Here is an 18,366-nt window from a genome sequence, read left to right on the forward strand (position 1 = left end):
ACATCATTTCGGGAAGAAATCTGCAAACAATACCGCCGTTTCTATATATGTGCTACAATCGGTTGCACGCAATAAATTATTGTGCTTTTTGCTACGTTTGGAGTAAATATCCAAATTATGCAAACATCAACGACGATGTAGTAGAACGGCAAGAATATGACAAATTCCCACACCATACACAAACCGCGCACTCGGCGCAAAATACGCAAAATATTAGCGGTAGCAGTCTCGCTACCGTTGCTTTCGGTCGCGACGCTATCGAACGCCGTCGCCACCGAATCAGAGCAAGATAAGGACACACTTTCGTTAATGACGGCGGACAACGCTAAACCAGCCACCGTGACGAGCTACAATTCGATGCAACTTGGCGCTGGACTAACGGAATCGATGCCGAAAGCCACCCTTACGCCTTACGTTTCCCTCGACAATCGTTGTTTCACGATGCGTATTAATACTCCAGATGCAGCCAACGATCCGAGCAGCCGCAAGTTCGTGAGCACTGCGGATATCGGCTATCCAACGAATGCTGAGGAAGGGCAGGCCACCCCAATCGCTTTCGAAGCCACCACTTTGGGCCGCTACCGTCTCGTTGATCAGCAAGGACGCCCACTTTTTGCTTCTATTTTCGACGAAGTATGGGCAGGAAAGAACTATGGTGATCGTGCAGATTGGACCATCACGCCCAAAGGTGATGCCTTCACGATTGTTGCCACCAAGACCGGGCAGCAGCTAGGTACCCGCTTCGGAAAACTTGCCGTGGGCGGTGGAGATTCTTATAAAAACACCACATTTACACTGATTCCCGCCAGCGGCTGCGCACAAATTCCGCATGGGCAAATCAACATGATATCCGAGCCGACCGAGCCTACGGTGAACCCTGATGGAACGTTGAATGGAATCATCGACGCACACCAACATTTGCTCTCGGTATGGGGTTTTGGCGGGCATCTGTTCTGCGGAAAGCCTTTCCACCCAGGTGGGATTCAAGAGGCTTTGGCGCCGTGTGAGTCGCATCGAACCGGTGCAGGTACATTCTTTGAGATGCTATTAGCAGGCACAAAGATGTATGGAAATGTTGATGGCTGGCCTACGTTCACCAACCGCCCAACGCCTACTGCGCTCCTTCACCAAACTGGGTATTACACCGGGCTGGAGCGCGCATGGAAAGCAGGCGTGCGTGCGCTCAATGTTATATATGTGGGCAACCGAGTGATTTGCGATATTTACCCGATTAAGGGCACAAGCTGCAACGAGATGGAGCAGGTGCGTGCGCAAGCAGCTCAAATGCAACAGCTTATTGATTATGTGGACGCACAAAACGGCGGCCCTGGAAAGGGATTCTTGCAGATCGCCCGCACTCCGGCAGATATGCGCCGTATTGTGGCGAGCGGAAAGATGGCAGTATCAATCGGCATTGAGGTGTCGGAATTATTTGGTTGCACTGGCATCACCAGCTGCTCAAAGGAAGACATCGATAAAGGTCTTGATGAATTGGAGAAGATGGGAGTTTCCAACGTCTTCCCTATTCACAAGTTCGATAATGCTTTTGGTGGCACGCGATTCGATAATGGAACCACCGGCACGATTATGACCTTTGGAAACGTCGTCTCCAATGGCACGTTCTTCCAGGTAGAAAAGTGTGAGGGTGAGGGGCCAGCCGACCTTCCACTCGTTATGAATAACGACAAGCTGCTCGACGTCTACAAGAAAGTTTTCGGCAAGGATTACGACGGCGCGCTGCCAATTTATCCTTCAGGCAAGATTTGCAACCGCAAAGGGCTTACCGAGCTTGGTGAATACTTGATTCGCCAGCTCATGGATCGGGGCATGGTGATTAACGTTGATCATATGAGCGTGAAGACGATCAAGCGCACTCTCGAGATCACAAAAGAAGCCGGCTACCCTGGCGTGATGTCTAATCACACCTGGTCTGATCCGCTGTTCTATGAAGAGATCATTAAGCAGGGAGGATTCTACGCGTCTTACTTGTCTCCTACTGATAAACAGGTGAACGATTGGCGCTCGGATCATAGCGTGACGCCGTCGTTGAACCATTTTGGTCTCGGCACTGATATTAACGGTATGGGACCTTTGCCTGTGGCTCGCAAGGATGCCGCAACGAATCCTTTGAAGTACCCGATCACCGCGCCGTCGGGAGCAGTGTTTGACCGCAACGTGACTGGTGAACGCACGTGGGATTTCAACAAGGATGGCATGTCTCATTACGGCTTACTGGCAGATTACCTCACTGACCTGCTACAACAAGCAGGAAAGGACGCACCACAGATGAAGAAAGAGCTCATGAGCTCAACGGAAGCATACGTGCGCACCTGGGAAGGTGCAGTTGCTTATGGAAATAAGCATTAAGCACCACGTATGCGTACCGCTAATGTTGCTGTGATTTTGCGGTGACAAAACCACAGCGGCGTTGCGGTGGCAATCTGCGGTGATGCTGCAGTTTTGCGATGGTGAATCTACCGTGGTGTTGCGGTGACACGCCTACTGTGGGTTCGAGTAGTGAATCTACACAAAATCGCAGCAGCAAATCGGCACAGGGTGTGGGGTATGATGGCACGCGCGCTAAAGCGCAGTGTACGTCATACCCCACACTTCTTTTTGTTGGTGGAGCGCTGAGCGCGTGGTTTGGTGGGTTTGCGGCGTGTTGGGTATGTGGTTTTGCGGGGTTGCGGTTTGCTGTGCTTGCGGTTTGGCGGGTGTGCGGCGTGCCTAGTGCGCTGTTTACCGCGTATGCAGCTGTTTTGATTGAAATATAGACTCGCTCAGCTGAATCTATATTTGTTGCAATCAGGAACTGTTATAATCAACAACGACTTAGTATTTCAGACTTTATATTTCAGAAATGACACTTTCCCCGCAACGAAGCAGGAGCGCTCAAGGCGCTACTAAGAACGTGAAAGCTAGGATTATGAAAACAAGTAAACTATTTGTGGCATCACTTGCACTGTGCGCCATGCTCGTGGGCGCATGTCAAAGCAACACCGCAAAGGACGAAACTAGCGCCGTTGAGAAAACCCAGGAGTCCAGCGAATCAGCTACATCGGGCTTAAATCTGAAAGCCGACGTCGATTTCAAAACGGGCCGAGTGACGCTACCTCTCGATAGGTTCGGTCCCTCTAATGAAGAGCAGAATCTGATCACTGCAGCAAGTACGGGTGGGATGGCGAAATGTGCCCATGAAAAACTCGGAATTCCATGGAAGGCGTCATTGAGCAAGGGCGACCCCAACGATGTTGTATGGAACGGAATTGGCCCATGGATCAAAGAGCGCACAGAACGGCTCGGCTACGCAACCAGACCCATCACTAAGCCTTATGTTGGGCCAAAAATGACGTCTCCAGAAGAAGCAGCAAAAGAAGCTCAGTATTTGAAAGAGCATCCAGTGATTGATCCCGATAATCCAAATTCACAAATTTCGGAGCAGGATTTTGAAAAGATGCAAGAAGAATGCTCATCAAACCCTGAAACCGATAAATATCCACTTTCTGCAATGTACGTACCCGAATTTGGTAAGGTCGCGAGCTATTCATCTAACTTCGAGCAAAGTGCCAAAGCGAAAACTGTTCTTGAAGAACTCAAGCAGTGTTACATAGCGGCAGGCTACAAACCTAGTGAAGATTTCAGAGGATCGATTGAAGGTGCACGGGTTGAAATCATTGATGCTGAGCAGATAAAGATGGCACTGGTAGAAGTTGATTGCAAAACGAAGATCAATGCAGTTCCACGCTTTGCTGAAGCCCTCGCTGAGCTGCAAGCTCCAATGATCGAAAAATATGCTAACGAACTTGTTGAGAATCGCCGTCGGATAGACGAGATGGTGCAACAAGCACGCGAATTCGTTACGAAGAATCCTCAATACTTCTACGAGTGGAAACGCACTAATACAAGTGTTGGACCGTAATGAACACACACAAGAAAATGGCAATCTGCAAGGTGCGCACGGTCAGTCTTATTCTTTTGGCATGCTTGGGTTTATGTTCCTGCTCAGGATCGGTGGAGGAAAAATCCATTCCCTCCACCGAGCTTGACATTAAAGCGGATATTGACAAGGAACACTATTCGATCACGCTCCCGAGTGATCGTTATGCAAATATCCAAATGTTAAGTAGCGACGAAATAATACTCCAATCCGCTGAATCCGCAGTCATTGCAGAATGCGCAAGAAATAAGCTAAATATCCCGATTATGGGCGTCCCCACTTGGAGACTCAGCGACGGTCAACCATTTGCTTTCACCGAATTTGGACCGTGGAATGTAAAAATTGCAGAAAAGTATGGTTTCTCGAATCCTTCTATGTTCAATGCCTTAATACCTGAAACACGAATCAAAATTCCAGCAGGAGAAACAGACCCACTCGAATACAACAGCCAATTCACCGAGCAACAACGACAAACCGTCAACGACCAGTGCGCTAAAGAAGAAACATTAAATCATTTCAACACTCGCAAACTGGCTCCTAACGGCCCATGGACCGAAGAGCTGAACAACACGCGTAGCCAGCTATTAAAAGACAAACGAGCACAAAATGTAATCCGTGAATTGGATCAATGTTTTACCCAAGCAGGACTTAAGATGAGTTCGGAAGTTCCTGGCTACGTTGAGGGAGTCATTCCAGATGAAATCACTCCAAGAAATCTTACAATGGCAGTCAAGGCAGCGCAGTGCCAAGAAAAACTCAACGCCACTCCACGTCTGGTAGAAATCTGGGCTGAACTCCAAGCACCAATCATCACCAAATACGCCGACGAACTCATCGCCCAACGTCAAAAAATCGATAAGGCAGTAGCAGACGCAAAAGAATACATCAACGCCCACCCAGAACTCTTCGAACTGCCGAAATAATTAAACATTAAATTAATGGAAATATTTATCAAAATCGCTTCCATTAAGATCGAGTGTGCGCTACCATAATTGATAATTAAGCAAACCGCTTAATTATCAACGAAGAAAACGTCCTTATCATAGGAGATAAAGATCAACAAAAAGACAAGAAGCCTTAAGGCTTCCATCGCAGCCCTAGCACTCGCTGCAACCAGCCTAGTCGTGGTAGCACCAATCGCAAGCGCAGGAACGGGAAACTGCAAAGCTGGTGCCTCTTGTTTATGGACACAAAATGACTACAATGGCGGATTTGCCTACAACGAAGATCATTCATCACCTGTATACTCAGGGATAAATAATCGAGCAAATTCAGTTGTAGCAAATGGCGCTAGCTGTCCCGTAACAGCATTTTACGACTATCGAGACGGCAATTCTGGCAGCTATTTTATGTTATATAGCAGAACACGCATTGGTAGTAATTATCAAGATCCTAATTTAAGCAATGGTGCTGGGGTAGGACCAGAAGAATATCCTGAATGGGCTAGCGAGAATTGGTCTAATCGGATTAGTCGTGTCACCTACATGCACTGCTATTAACTAGTAAAAGCAAACAAAAGCGAAGAAATAAAGCCAACCGATAGGAAAGATTGGAATATGTCATGATACCCCGAAGAATTGCCACGCTTGCTCTATCGGTGGCTCTTTGCTTGTGTGCTTCAAGTTGTTCGGTTGATGAGGAAGAGCCACAAGAACATTCCTCATCAACCGACCTTAATCTTAAAGCAGACATTGATCGAGAAGCTCTGACCGTTACGCTTCCAGCTTCTCGTTATATTCTCAATAACGTTGATCGACAATTCCTTGAATCTGCACAAAGTGCTGCCGTGGCTAAATGTGCACGAGAAGAACTTAATATCCCCTGGGTGGGATGGAGTTTAGACCACGTAGGCGGTGGAAAAAGAACAGTTTTTTCTGAGTTTGGCCCATGGACAAAAGCTATGGCCGAGCATAATGCATTCGGCAACCCAGACATCCTATCAGCTCCTCCTACAAATGTTTCACCCAACCACCCAGGAATACTTAACGGCAAAATTCCAGATAATCAAATGGACAAGATGGTCGAAACTTGCCACCCTAAACCAGAAGTAAGTCAGTTTGACCCTATAAAATTACGACCCAAGAGTCCGTGGACGGTTGAACTCACTGAAGCAGGTGAGAAGCTATTAAAGGACGATCGTGCTAAGCAGGTTTTTTCTGAGGTTGCTTCATGCTACGAGTCCAAAGGAATGAAAATGAATCCAGAAGCGCCTGGTTATGTGAAAGGCTTCACCTCGGATGACCGCACTCCTCAAGCTTTCGCAGCCGCAATAAAAGCAGCAGAGTGCCAAGAAAAACTCAACGCCACTCCACGTCTGGTAGAAATCTGGGCTGAACTCCAAGCACCAATCATCACCAAATACGCCGACGAACTCATCGCCCAACGCCAAAAAATCGATAAGGCAGTAGCAGACGCAAAAGAATACATCAACGCCCACCCAGAACTCTTCGAACCACCAAAATAATTAAACATTAAATTAATGGAAATATTTATCAAAATTGCTTCCATTGAGATTGTGTGTGCGCTACCATAATTGATAATTAAGCAAACCGCTTAATTATCAATGCTGAAAACGTCCTTATCATAGGAGATAAAGATGAACAAAAAGACAAGAAGCCTTAAGGCTTCCATCGCAGCCCTAGCACTCGCTGCAACCAGCCTAGTCGTGGCAGCACCAATCGCAAACGCAGGAACAGGAGCATGCCCACTCGGCGCGTCGTGTATGTGGTCAGAATCTAACTACAATGGACGGTATGGATACAATACAGATCATTCCTCGCCAGTAATTGCCTACATGAACAACCAAGCTTCATCGATCGCAGCAAATGGGAGATCTTGCCACTTTACACAGTTTTTTGATTGGCGAGACGGGAATGACGGCAGTTATATACTTCTACGTAGCCAGTATTTGGAAGGTTTCAATTTTCGTGACCCATTGTTGAGCAATGGAGCAGGCGAAGGACCTTTTAGAGACCAAAACTGGGACAATCGCATCAGCCGCGTCACCTACGCAGACTGTAGATAACAACAAGCGCAAGGGCAATGCTGACAATTTAGGACAATCATGAAAATTCGCAAAATCACATCTGGAATTATAGGCATTGCCCTTGCAATATCTTTAATGTCCTGTTCACATAACAGTCAGATAGGACAATCCAGGGACAATAACCTTGACATTAAAGCGGATATTGACAAGGAACATTATTCGATCACGCTCCCGAGTGAACGATTTGCATACGTCAAGCCTTTCAGCCAAGAGTTCTACACATTCGAAGCAGCACGAACCGCGGCAGTAGCTTATTGTGCTCGCACCGAATTAGGAATACCTTGGATTGGCGCAGCTCCAGGAACATTTTCTGGAAAACCTCCAGCGTTTACTGAATTTGGTCCTTGGACAGTGCAGATGGCATCGATTTACGCTTTCGAAAATCCGTCGATCTACCATCCAGCTACCAAACATTTGAACAAACCTTCAGACCCTAATGCCAAAGACCCACTCATATACAACTCAAGAATTCCTGAAAAAGACATCGAAAAAATGGGACCCTACTGCCACGAAAAAGAATACGTCAAACAATTCGACCCTGAATTCCTCGCACCACATGGTCCATGGATCGCAGAACTTAACGATACGCGCAACCAACTCTTCAAAGACGAAAGAGCAAAAGCAATTATCGATGAACTAAAACAATGCTTTAGCGAGGCCGGACTCAAAATGTATCCAGGCCACCCTGGTTACGTAGAGGGAGCCGACGTTGACCGTATAGATGCCAACACCATCCAACTAGCCATAAAAGCCGCTGAATGCCAAGAAAAACTCAACGCCACTCCACGTCTGGTAGAAATCTGGGCTGAACTCCAAGCACCAATCATCACCAAATACGCCGACGAACTCATAGCCCAACGCCAAAAAATCGATAAGGCAGTAGCAGACGCAAAAGAATACATCAACGCCCACCCAGAACTCTTCGAACCACCAAAATAAGCATCAAACAAGCCGGCGGTATCAGTATCGAGAGGATCATGGTGACTTATGCCTAATAGTGTTGCAAACATCAGCAAATATCGGAGTTGTGTACTTTTGTTTTCGAAAATTCATACCAGGGTATGACAGCGGCTAAAGCGCAATAACTTAAACTGGAGGTAGCAAGAAAATCAGTGACAATACTGCAAGCGATTGCTTGATACCTGAATCGTGGTCATCCGAATTCGAAGACGAATCCTAATGGCCACAAGCTCTAGCAGTGTTACCTACACATAAAGGGACAGGAAAGCTGACATGAAAACAAGAATCCATAAACTGATTGCTTTGTCCGTTTCGCTAACGCTATGCGCTTGTGCCTCAAGCTGCTCAGCGGGCACTGAAGAAAAAGAAACCTCTTCAGCGCCCGCCGGGCTCAACCTCAAAGCAGACATCGACAAAACAAACTTCATGGTCACACTCCCATCAGACCGATACACCCTCACCGAATCCGACCGCCAAACACTCCTCTCGGCAGGAAGCGCAGCAACAGCAAAATGCGCTCGAGAAAAACTCGGAATCCCCTGGGTAGGCTGGCGCATCACAGATATGGCTGATGGAAAAAACATCGCCTTCACCGAATTCGGCCCCTGGACAAAAGCACTCGCCACCCAAAACGCATTCGGAAATCCCTCACTAACCACCACCCCTACGCAAAAACCAGCAAACCACCCTGGCAATCTCAACAGCACTGTTCCCGACGACCAAATTGAGAAAATGCACGAAACGTGCAGCGACCAACCAGACGTTTCCAAATTCGAATTTGAAAATATAGCACCCAGCGGCCCATGGACCACTCCTCTTGCAAATACCAGATATGAGCTGATGAAGGATCAGCGAGCACAAGCAGTTTTCAAAGAAATTGAGCAATGCTACGCAGAAAAAGGACTTCAGTCTAAAAAAGAAGTGCCTGGATACGTTGAAGGTTTCACCGCTGAAGATCGCACTCCTCAAGCTTTCGCAGCCGCAATAAAAGCAGCAGAGTGCCAAGAAAAACTCAACGCCACTCCACGTCTGGTAGAGATCTGGGCAGACCTCCAAGCGCCAATCATCACCAAATACGCCGATGAACTCATCGCCCAACGCCAAAAAATAGACAAGGCACTTTCAGATGCAAAAGAATACATCAACGCCCACCCAGAACTCTTTGAACTGCCGAAATAATATCGGCCATCAAATTTAGCGGGAACCAAAAGATAGGATATTTCCAACACACATAATCACCAATCTCTATGGTGTGGGGTGGCGTTGAGCCACCCCACACTAAGCCAGATCAACGCCTATAACAGTCACCTAAATCGTTTTGCACCACAGCAAAACTCGAATCAACAATTGGAAAAACCATGAGTCACGAAGAAGTAACTACCAGCACAAGTGAAAATAAGAAGAAAAAATTCATGTGGATATTCCTCACGGTATTCATATCCTTGCTTGTGGTGGCAGGAGCATTCTTCGCGGGCACATTTGTTCACTCCAAAAACGAAGAAGCCATCGAGAACTCTCAGTACAAGCCAGAAATCACCGCAAAAGTTGAAAAACGCAACTTCCCAGCAGTCATGGTTGAAGCTAAAGGCAAGGCATCTCTAGGAGCTTCACGAGCCGTCGTCGTTACTGCTTCCGAGGGTAACCAGGCCGTCGTTACACGCGTTACCCGCAACGCTGGAGAAACGCTCAACTCAGGGCAAACACTCGCTTTTGTGTCGGGTCGGCCAGTAATTGCGCTTGACCTGCCATTCGATCTCTACCGCGACATCAACGAAGGCAACGACGGGGCGGACGTCAAAGAAATCCAGCGCGCACTTGCTCGCCTTGGACTCTACAAAGGGAAAATCACCGGCGTTTACGACGCTCGTACTGCGAACGCAATGAAAGCACTATACAAACGAGTAGGATCCACCCCGCCGTCCACGGGAGTATCACCGGCGGGTGCCGCGCCATCATCAGGAGCCACCGCAACTCCAGCTCCTGCCAGCGCACCAGCGTCTAGCCGCGGCGAAGGAAGCGTGAGTACAGAGACAGCACCTGCACCAGCACCGACGCTACCTGCGGCTCCACCGTTGCCGCCGATCCGGGCAGCAGAATTCATTTCGCTTACCGCTGGCCCAGCAACTATAGTTTCAATCGCGGGAGTAAATCAGCACATCACCCCAGAAGCCCCACTTGCCACACTGCGCTCAGGTCAAGCCGTTGCCGTTGCGCGCGTGAGCGTTGCAGATATTGCTTCATTCGGCGTGGGCGCGAGTGTAGATATCGCCCAATCGGGTTCCACGAGCACTGGTCAGAAAGTGAGCGTTATAGGCGTTAGCGAATTCCGTCAAGCCTCCGAAGGCGAGCACTCGCAAGTACCTGGCTACGACATTACCGTGGCCATACCTGGCGAGCAGTTCCAAGACGGGCAAGAAGTTGTGCTTACCGCTGCTAGCACCGCAAACGCAACAGAAGGAAACGCAATTCCAATCACCGCGCTGCGAGAAGAAGCAGGAAAAACCTACGTAATCCTTAAGCGAGGTAGCGAAAGCAAGAAAGTCGAAATAAAAGTGGCGCGTATTTCGGAGGGATTCGCACTACTGGAGGGCGATACGCTCAAAACAGACGACGTTGTGGTTGTAGCAAAATGAGCGTGCTTCACCTGCGAGACATTCGCAAAACCTACAACGTAACACCACCTGTGCCAGTCCTCCACGGCGTCGATCTCGACGTTGATGCTGGTGAAAAGGTTGCAATCCTCGGCTACTCTGGTGCCGGAAAATCGACGCTACTCAACATCATGGGCCTACTCGACGTTCCGACGTCGGGAACCTACGAACTTGCAGGCCACGAGACGCAATCGTTGAGCGGACGACGCCGGGATCACCTCCGATCCGACGTGCTCGGATTCGTTTTCCAAGACTACCACGTGCTCGGACACCGCACTGTAGCGGAAAATCTCGACCTAAAACTCTCCATAACCGGCGTTCCGCATGCGGAACGCGAATCCGCAATTAACGACGCGCTGAGCAATGTGGGTCTACTCGAACGTAAACACTCACTATCACGCCTACTGTCCGGCGGAGAAAAACAACGACTCGCCATTGCGCGTGCCATCATTACTCACCCGCAAGTGCTTCTTGCCGACGAACCCACTGGAAACTTGGACTCGCTCAACGCAAAAATCGTACTTGACCTGTTCGATCAACAGGCAGCCAAAGGCGTGGCCATCGTCGTCATCACTCACGATGACCGGCTCGCACGCTGGGCAGACCGCGTAGTGCACCTGCGTGACGGCAAGATCGATTCGATGGAGAGCGGCCAATGAGTAAAAAACGTAAACACCACCTATCGTTCGTCGATCTGCTCGTTGACGTAGCTATTGAGCTGCGAGCACGCATGGCTCGCACCGTGTTAATGATCAGCGCAGTGGCACTGAGCACCGGCGCGCTATTAGCATCAGTTGGAATCGCCCAAAATGCGGCATACCAAGTAGATGCGGACATCGCAGCGTCGACGATCAATCAGGTGCTGGTCACTCCCGCCGAAAAAGCCGTGCCCGACCGCACTCCCGAAGAGATAAAAGCCGGTACGATCCAGCAGTTCTTCCCACCGGACACTGAAGAACGACTCAAGAAAATATCCACAATTGATGCCGTGGGTCGGAAAATCAATTTTCAGTCCATAATGAGCGTAGAAATAACCCGGCCAATTGCAGCTATTGACCATGTAGCTCTTGAGCTATCTGGAATCACCGAAAGCTACTTTGATGCAGCTGAAATCACCAAGCCGCCTACCTCATGGATGCTCAACAGCTCATATCCAGTTGCCTTTCTTGGAAAAGACGCAGCTGAAAAGCTTGAAATCCCGGACACCACAGATTTCGAGGGACTTTCCATATTGATCAACAATACGGAATTTTCTATAGCGGGAGTTATCGACACGAAGAACGGTCTCAACAATGACGTTATGATCCCCTACCAAACCGCATTGAACATGACGAAAACTGATCGCGGTTCAGAAATTCTCATTCGCACCAAAATCGGCGCTGGCGTGCAAGTGTCGAATGCGGCGCGTGTAGCCATCATGCCGCAAGCTACTGAAAAGCTATTAGCTTCCCAAGTGGCCTCTGTGCAAAAAATTAGAGACAACGTATCAGGCCAGCTCGCAAGGCAAGCTGCTTGGGTCGGCGCATTTCTGATTGTGCTTACGATATTGCTCATTGCAAACTCAATGATCGTATCGGTAACAGCGCGCACCACCGAAATTGGCGTGCGGCGCGCACTCGGAAGCTCCCGCAGCCGAGTTGCCTCAGTGTTCTGGGTCGAAGGTGCACTCACTGGCGTGCTTGGCGGTCTGATCGGTAGCGCTGTGTCCGCTTGTATCATGGTGGTCGTTGCAATAATCAGCGACTGGACTGCGCACCTCAATCTCGGCTGGATCGCACTTGGCCCTGTGCTCGGCGCAGTAGTTGGGATTGTGGCATCGGCGTATCCCGCGATTCGCGCGTCGGCCATTCATCCAGCTATTGCAGTGCGCTCTGATTAAGGTGTGCCCTAACTTAAGCGATTCCTTACACATCGGCGCTATGGGAAGTGTTAGATGACGAAGTAAGCCAGCGCCTGAGTTAGGGCAAAAGGAAACAGCAAAAGCAGAATTCCGTAACCACGCGCCAGCCCGAAACTTCACATAAGCTAAGTACATGACCAATCACTTCACATTCCGCGCAGCAACTGAACAGGATCGCACCTACATCCACCGGCTCTTTTACCTCACCGACGTCTATGGCGACGAATCCAAACCCGTGAGCTCCCTTTTTGGCAAACTTTCCCAAGGATACGTCTCCGATTGGAGTCCCGAGAACGACGGCGGGGTCATCGCTCTTGAGCCAGAGGGCGTACCAGCAGGCGGCGTCTGGCTCCGCCACTGGGCAAACAAAGATGCCGTAGGTTTTGCAAATCTTGACCCAAACATTCCAGAGCTAGCAATCGCCGTTGAGCCGCGTAATATTCACCGCGGACTGGGAGTAAAACTCCTCATTGCGGCATGCGAACTGGCCAAAACTCAAGGGTGTGAATTTATTGCGCTGCACGTGGACCACGAAAACCTGCGGGCGGTGAAAATCTACAAACGTTTTGGATTTACGGTCGTGGGCACCGATCCGGCGGACACCGGCGTCATTATGACGCTTCGGCTCAACTAGCGGCCACCCTCGCAGAGCCACACCTAACCGCACCTAGCACCCAAAACCCCGCGGGCCCGCCACAAGCCCGCGGAACCATACCCAACCCCACAGACCAGCCATTAATCCCACCACTTACCTAGAACCCGGTGACACATTTACGCTGCTGAGGATTGTAGCCCACATCACTCCTTCCTGTTATAATGTTGAATTAACCGATTTCGTATCCATGCGCAATCGTCAACACTTCCAGCACATGCCATTTTGCGTGGTTTGCCCTGGATACTTATTCAACGAGGAGTAACAATGGCACGTAAGCTCACACGGCGTCTGGCTGCAGGAATTGCAGCTTTCACGCTTTCGGCAGCCATTTTCACAGCAGCTCCCATCGCCCACAATGCCTTTGCCGACACCGAATCGGCAGATGCGTCAACATATTTGGTTGGCACAGGCATTTATGACGTGACCGGTGCTGTTGTAGAAACAGGCTCATTTGGATATGCCTCCGGCCAAGAAATGACTGGACTTCATGAACGCCTTTATTCGCACACGTTTATAGTCGGCGATCCTGAAACCAAGGATCGCGTGGTGCTAGTGAGCGTCGATACAGGCGCAATCTTCCCTAATATTCGGCTTGGCGTGCTTGAAAAACTCAAGCAAAAGTACGGCGATCTGTACAACAGCAATAACGTGCTCATCAGCGCCACCCACACGCATGTCGGCAATGGCGGCATGGCAGTTGACGAGCTGTATCGCATCGCGAGCAACGACGGCGCTGGCTACAATTACGACCAGCGCATTGTAGACACGATGATCGCCGGGATCGTCGCATCAATCGAGCGTGCACACAATAATCTTCAACCGGGCACCATTCAGCTCCAGCAGGGCGAGCTGAAGGGCGCTACGAAGAATCGTTCTTTGCCTGGCTATAATGCCAATCCCGACGCCGGAAACTATGCGGACAACGTATCCACCGGCATGACGCAGCTGGCGTTTAAGTCCGAGTCTGGCAAGCCGCTCGGCGTGCTGAACTGGTTCTCCACACACCCTACCTCGTTCAATATTCACTGGACGCTCATCTCGGGCGATAACAAGGGCTACGCCCAGTACATGTTCGAGAAGAAGATGGGATCCGATCCTGCCGATCCCCACGCTTTCGTTGCAGCTTTCGCTAACTCTGCAACGGGTGATGTGGTGGCAGCTCAAGGAAATTCTGTGTCGGCACCAGGCTTTGAGGGTCTACCCGACGACTATCAGAATGCCGAAATCGCAGGTCAACAGCAACTCGACAAAGCTGTTGAGCTATTTAACGCCGGCGGCAAGCCACTTCATGGACGCATTGATTCGCGCACCCGCTATGTGAAAATGCCTGGTTATGCGGTGCATGCCCCGTATACGAGCGGTGAGGGCGAACAGAAATTGTGCGTTTCTGCGCGCGGTTTCTCATTCGCTCCTGGTGGTGAAAATGGACCGTCGAATATTCCAGGTGTTTATGAGGGCATGACTAAGGGTACGTTCAATGTTTTCGACACGATTAATAAGATCGATCAGTCCTTTGCTGGCACGATAGTTCGCCTGGTTGGAAAGACTATCTCCTTGGGCGATGATCCATGCCAGGCGGAGAAGCCAATTTTGGTTCCGGACGGCAAGATTGGCTGGACGCCTACTGTGCTGCCGGTCCAGATTGTCCGTATTGGCAATCTAGCAGTTTTGGGTCTTCCGATTGAGGCCACCACGATGTCTGCCCGGCACATGAAAGAAAGCGTGGCGAAGATTCTTGCCGACGACGGCGTGGATACCGTTGAATTGTCCGGTCCGGCTAACGGTTATGCCGGCTATCTAACCACGCGCGCCGAGTATGCAACCCAGCAATACGAAGGTGCATCGACAGAGTTTGGACCACATGAGCTTGGTGCGTTTATGCAGGAGTTGGATGGTCTTTCACACGCGATGATCGAGAATAAGCCGGTGGTAGACGACGCGCTCCCAACGCTTCCTAATACGAAACTGTGGGTGCAGCGTCCAGGAGTTGTGCTTGATGATAAGCCAGCTAAGGAAGAATTTGGCCAAGTACTTGTGCAACCACATGCTAGCTATACTGCAGGTGACACCGCCCGTGCCGAATTCCGTGGCGCACACCCGAAGAACAACTTCCGCACACTCGGCACATTCTTGCGAGTACAGCGTCTCGAGAACGGCGTGTGGGTTGATTATCTCACCGACCGTGACTGGGATACGTCGTTTATCTGGAAGCGTGAAGGCGTGTCATACTCGCGTACTACGGTTGAATGGCGTATCCGCAACGACACGCCAGCTGGCACCTATCGCCTTGTTCAAGAGGGAGATTGGAAGAATGGCTGGAATGGCGTGATCAGCCCCTACTCAGGAGCCTCACAACCGTTTGAAGTTCGCTGATTTCCTCGGTTTTTCGCTGACTTCCGCTGAATTTGCAGCGCTTTAGAGTGCAGCACCTTAAAGTACTGCACCTTAAGGTACTAGGCCTTAGGCTACTGCGCCTTAGGGTTTCGGCAATTCTTCCGGGTTGTGCAGCGCTAACTTAGCTGGTGCAACGTGCCAATCGGTGAAGCTTTGCTTCACGTGAAACATTGGCACGTTGCACCAGCTGTTGGTATTTGCAAGGATTCTTTTATGGATCAGATCCCTTCCGAGGAGTGGCCAGAACTGCCACGCTATCACGAGTTGTTTAATGAACTGCGCCGCCAACATGAGCGCTATACGCCAACGCCTTTTTTCGTTGCCGTAGATGGCCGCAGCGGTTCCGGAAAGACCACGCTAGCACACACACTAGCGGCGGATTTTCACACAATTGGCATATCTACCGCGATTTTTGAAGTCGAAGAATGGGCCGCCGGTTGGTTTGATCTGGCTGGTGCAGTGGATCGAGTGCGCGCACTTATTCACGAGTTACGCGATACGAGCGGCGTCACAACTTCCCGTTGGGATTGGGAAGCGAACGTGTGGCGCGCAGCGGAACTGGTGGCACCGGCGTCGTTATACCTTGTAACTGGTTGCGGATCAGGAGCTACCGGTTGCGATTTCACCGTATGGGTTGAGGCCGACGCGCGGGTGCGCAAGCAGCGCGTACAGGCGCGCGATTCCTATGACTGGTCGGAGTATTGGCAGGTTTGGGCGGATCAGGAGACTGCCATTTACGAACACTTCAACGTTACGCAGATCGCTGATATTCGACTCTCAACCGACCAAAGCTAAGCGACTCTTACCCCAAAAACGAGACATTCAACAGAAGCGAAGTAAAACTTCCTGTAATAGATATATACCACCTTTGAGCTGCAGGTTTACTCGATTCCACCAAAGCTCTAACGCTACTATAAAGTACTCTAACATTTTGCTTTATAGTACTTTACAGTAGACGCAAAAACACTGGTCAGAGCCTCAATACACCCCCAAATAAGCTATAACACTCAAAAGGATGTAACAATTCATCACCCATCGAAAGCCATATCCACGCAAGACCCTCACCAACCTGTACTACTGAATCAAAATCCACACCGCACGCGGATCTTGAGGCGATTCGCCTTCCCACCGAATCAATTCGGCCTCACGCAATCGATTTAAGTTGCGGATCACCGTAGGACGCGCTTTTCCAACAAGGTCAACGATTTGCCCAGTTCCAAGTGGACGTTGCGCCAACCGTAATTTATCGAGAATTTCCATACTGGTCGGGCCTAGTTCATTTGCAAGAATTGGAGACACCGCTTGCGTGGCAGGCAAAGTCAGCCGCACCGCTTCTGCAGATTGCACATACAGAGGATCCAATAGCCCAACTCTACGCATTTCAGAAAAAATACGTCGAATACCCTCACCAAGTTCTTGTGTTATTCCCAAATCTGCACACACACGAGCAATCCTCGGATTTCTTGCATATCGTACAATCATTTCAGCATTTGAGGGATCTACTTGCCCTGGAAACCTGCCTGGACTTGTAACTTCGATTCTATTTGGAAATATTTCCACCCGGCAATAATCACCAGCCATGCTATACGAACGATGCACGACGGCGTTGATCAAGGCTTCGAGCCAAGCGTCTCGTGGAATAATTGGTATGTTTTCAAAAACTCCCGCCTCGGTCAACGCACGCTTTTTCGGAATAAAGTTTTCAATAGCCGCAACAGCCTCGTGAATTTGCTGCGGGATAGAACCTTCACAACGCACATCTGCGCCAACTTCCAAATTTTGATAGCGCCCCACACCACGCTCATTCTCGGTATATTTCAACACTCGCACACACGCGTTCGGATAGAGCACTTGCGGTTGTTTCGCAAATAACAGATAACCTGCTACAGTCACCTTTCCATCAACAGTAAGAAGATTTCGAGCTTGAAGCGCCCTTTTAATATCCGTAGCCCCTAAAGCGGCACGATATTGATCAATTTGCTCAAAATCTAAGTCATCAAAGTCAATATTTGGTGCAGCTACTCCATCAAATATCTGCGGCCCGCGATCCCACTCCAGTTGCTGTCTCTGAGAATAAGTTAGTTTTCTCGACTCGTCACCAACACGTTGAAAACACTCACCTTTGTTTGTCTCATAAACATACTCTCCGGGAGATACACGAAAAATAAGAATTCTCCCCTCGTCCAGCATAAGCTCTTGAACTTGAACTCGAACGGTAGGAGTGGTGTAGTCTAAGGCAACCTGACGAAAGTCGTTGCTACTTTTATCGGACACCGGAACGACTTTTCCACCATGCAGTCCAACAACGATAATTCCACCCTCTGAGTTAGCCATCGCAACAATTGGAATCGCTAACTGAGGCGGCTGAATAGCTCCTGTTTTTCGTTCAAACCATTGATTTTCAGGAATTTCGTTAAGCGCTTGAGCGATTTGATTTTTCGGGAGACTCAAAGCCCTATCTACATCAGATGGCAACATGCTATAACTATAACATTTTTATAGTACTTTAGAGCTAACTTTAAGTACCACCTTTGAGCTGCAGGTTTACTCGATTTCACCAAAGCTCTAACGCTACTATAAAGTGCTCTAACATTTTGCTTTATAGTACTTTATAGTAGACGCAAAAACACTGGTCAGAGCCTTAATACATCCCCAAATAAGCTATAACAATCACATTCGCCAACGGGAACTAACAACAACCAAGCCATGAACAACAGCTAACGCCCCAACCAACGCCACCAACAGCCGCTCTCCCCAACCGTCAACCAACCGTCAACTAACAGCGACGCTCCCCAGGTAACAAACAAAACACTACTTTTGCAT

General features: G+C 49.5%; 15 protein-coding genes. 14 read left to right on the top strand and 1 reads right to left on the bottom strand.

Annotated elements, in window-relative coordinates; translation table 11 throughout:
* Nucleotides 1-156: 156 nt before the first annotated feature.
* The 14 genes from JOD55_RS00800 to JOD55_RS00865 all read left to right on the top strand — a co-directional run bounded on the left by JOD55_RS00800 (nt 157) and on the right by JOD55_RS00865 (nt 16,338).
* Entirely contained in the window at nt 157-2,367 is a 2,211-nt protein-coding gene (locus JOD55_RS00800; RefSeq protein WP_204397776.1) for an amidohydrolase family protein, read from the top strand.
* A 559-nt stretch (nt 2,368-2,926) separates the two neighbouring features.
* A complete protein-coding gene (locus JOD55_RS00805; RefSeq protein WP_204397778.1) occupies nt 2,927-3,919 on the top strand; it encodes a hypothetical protein in 993 nt (330 codons plus the stop codon).
* The gene (locus tag JOD55_RS00810; RefSeq protein ID WP_204397780.1) at nt 3,919-4,860 is read left to right on the top strand and encodes a hypothetical protein; all 942 of its coding nucleotides are present in this window, start codon (nt 3,919-3,921) and stop codon (nt 4,858-4,860) included. The genes JOD55_RS00805 and JOD55_RS00810 overlap by 1 nt, the downstream gene beginning before the upstream one ends.
* Nucleotides 4,861-5,061: 201 nt before the next feature.
* A complete protein-coding gene (locus JOD55_RS00815; protein ID WP_338022167.1) occupies nt 5,062-5,436 on the top strand; it encodes a peptidase inhibitor family I36 protein in 375 nt (124 codons plus the stop codon).
* Between the two features lie 62 nt (nt 5,437-5,498).
* Nucleotides 5,499-6,401, top strand: a complete 903-nt coding sequence (locus JOD55_RS00820) for a hypothetical protein (RefSeq protein WP_204397782.1) — start codon at nt 5,499-5,501, stop codon at nt 6,399-6,401.
* Between the two features lie 132 nt (nt 6,402-6,533).
* Nucleotides 6,534-6,962, top strand: a complete 429-nt coding sequence (locus tag JOD55_RS09375) for a peptidase inhibitor family I36 protein (RefSeq protein ID WP_204397785.1) — start codon at nt 6,534-6,536, stop codon at nt 6,960-6,962.
* 39 nt (nt 6,963-7,001) lie between these two features.
* Entirely contained in the window at nt 7,002-7,922 is a 921-nt protein-coding gene (locus JOD55_RS00830) for a hypothetical protein (RefSeq protein ID WP_204397787.1), read from the top strand.
* Between the two features lie 294 nt (nt 7,923-8,216).
* Nucleotides 8,217-9,122, top strand: coding sequence for a hypothetical protein (locus JOD55_RS00835; protein ID WP_204397789.1), 906 nt, complete (start codon nt 8,217-8,219; stop codon nt 9,120-9,122).
* Nucleotides 9,123-9,301: 179 nt separating this feature from the next.
* Nucleotides 9,302-10,576 (top strand): peptidoglycan-binding protein, encoded by a 1,275-nt coding sequence (locus JOD55_RS00840; protein ID WP_204397796.1) that lies wholly within the window; start codon nt 9,302-9,304, stop codon nt 10,574-10,576.
* A complete protein-coding gene (locus tag JOD55_RS00845; protein WP_204397798.1) occupies nt 10,573-11,253 on the top strand; it encodes an ABC transporter ATP-binding protein in 681 nt (226 codons plus the stop codon). The genes JOD55_RS00840 and JOD55_RS00845 overlap by 4 nt, the downstream gene beginning before the upstream one ends.
* On the top strand, nt 11,250-12,473 hold the full coding sequence (locus JOD55_RS00850; protein ID WP_204397801.1) for an ABC transporter permease: 1,224 nt from the start codon (nt 11,250-11,252) through the stop codon (nt 12,471-12,473). The genes JOD55_RS00845 and JOD55_RS00850 overlap by 4 nt, the downstream gene beginning before the upstream one ends.
* 154 nt (nt 12,474-12,627) lie before the next feature.
* Nucleotides 12,628-13,128 carry a GNAT family N-acetyltransferase gene (locus JOD55_RS00855; protein WP_204397803.1) on the top strand — a complete coding sequence of 167 codons (501 nt, stop codon included), beginning with the start codon at nt 12,628-12,630 and terminating at the stop codon, nt 13,126-13,128.
* Nucleotides 13,129-13,413: 285 nt separating this feature from the next.
* Nucleotides 13,414-15,522: a neutral/alkaline non-lysosomal ceramidase N-terminal domain-containing protein gene (locus JOD55_RS00860; protein WP_204397810.1), complete on the top strand. Its 2,109-nt coding sequence runs from the start codon at nt 13,414-13,416 to the stop codon at nt 15,520-15,522.
* A 234-nt stretch (nt 15,523-15,756) separates the two neighbouring features.
* Nucleotides 15,757-16,338 (top strand): nucleoside/nucleotide kinase family protein, encoded by a 582-nt coding sequence (locus JOD55_RS00865; RefSeq protein ID WP_204397812.1) that lies wholly within the window; start codon nt 15,757-15,759, stop codon nt 16,336-16,338.
* A gap of 279 nt (nt 16,339-16,617) precedes the next feature.
* Here the strand turns inward: JOD55_RS00865 and JOD55_RS00870 are convergent, their stop codons facing one another.
* Entirely contained in the window at nt 16,618-18,021 is a 1,404-nt protein-coding gene (locus JOD55_RS00870) for an ATP-binding protein (RefSeq protein ID WP_204397814.1), read from the bottom strand.
* Nucleotides 18,022-18,366: the final 345 nt, after the last annotated feature.

Origin of the sequence: Arcanobacterium pluranimalium (genome assembly GCF_016907845.1) — a bacterium.
Lineage (GTDB): Bacteria > Actinomycetota > Actinomycetes > Actinomycetales > Actinomycetaceae > Arcanobacterium_A > Arcanobacterium_A pluranimalium.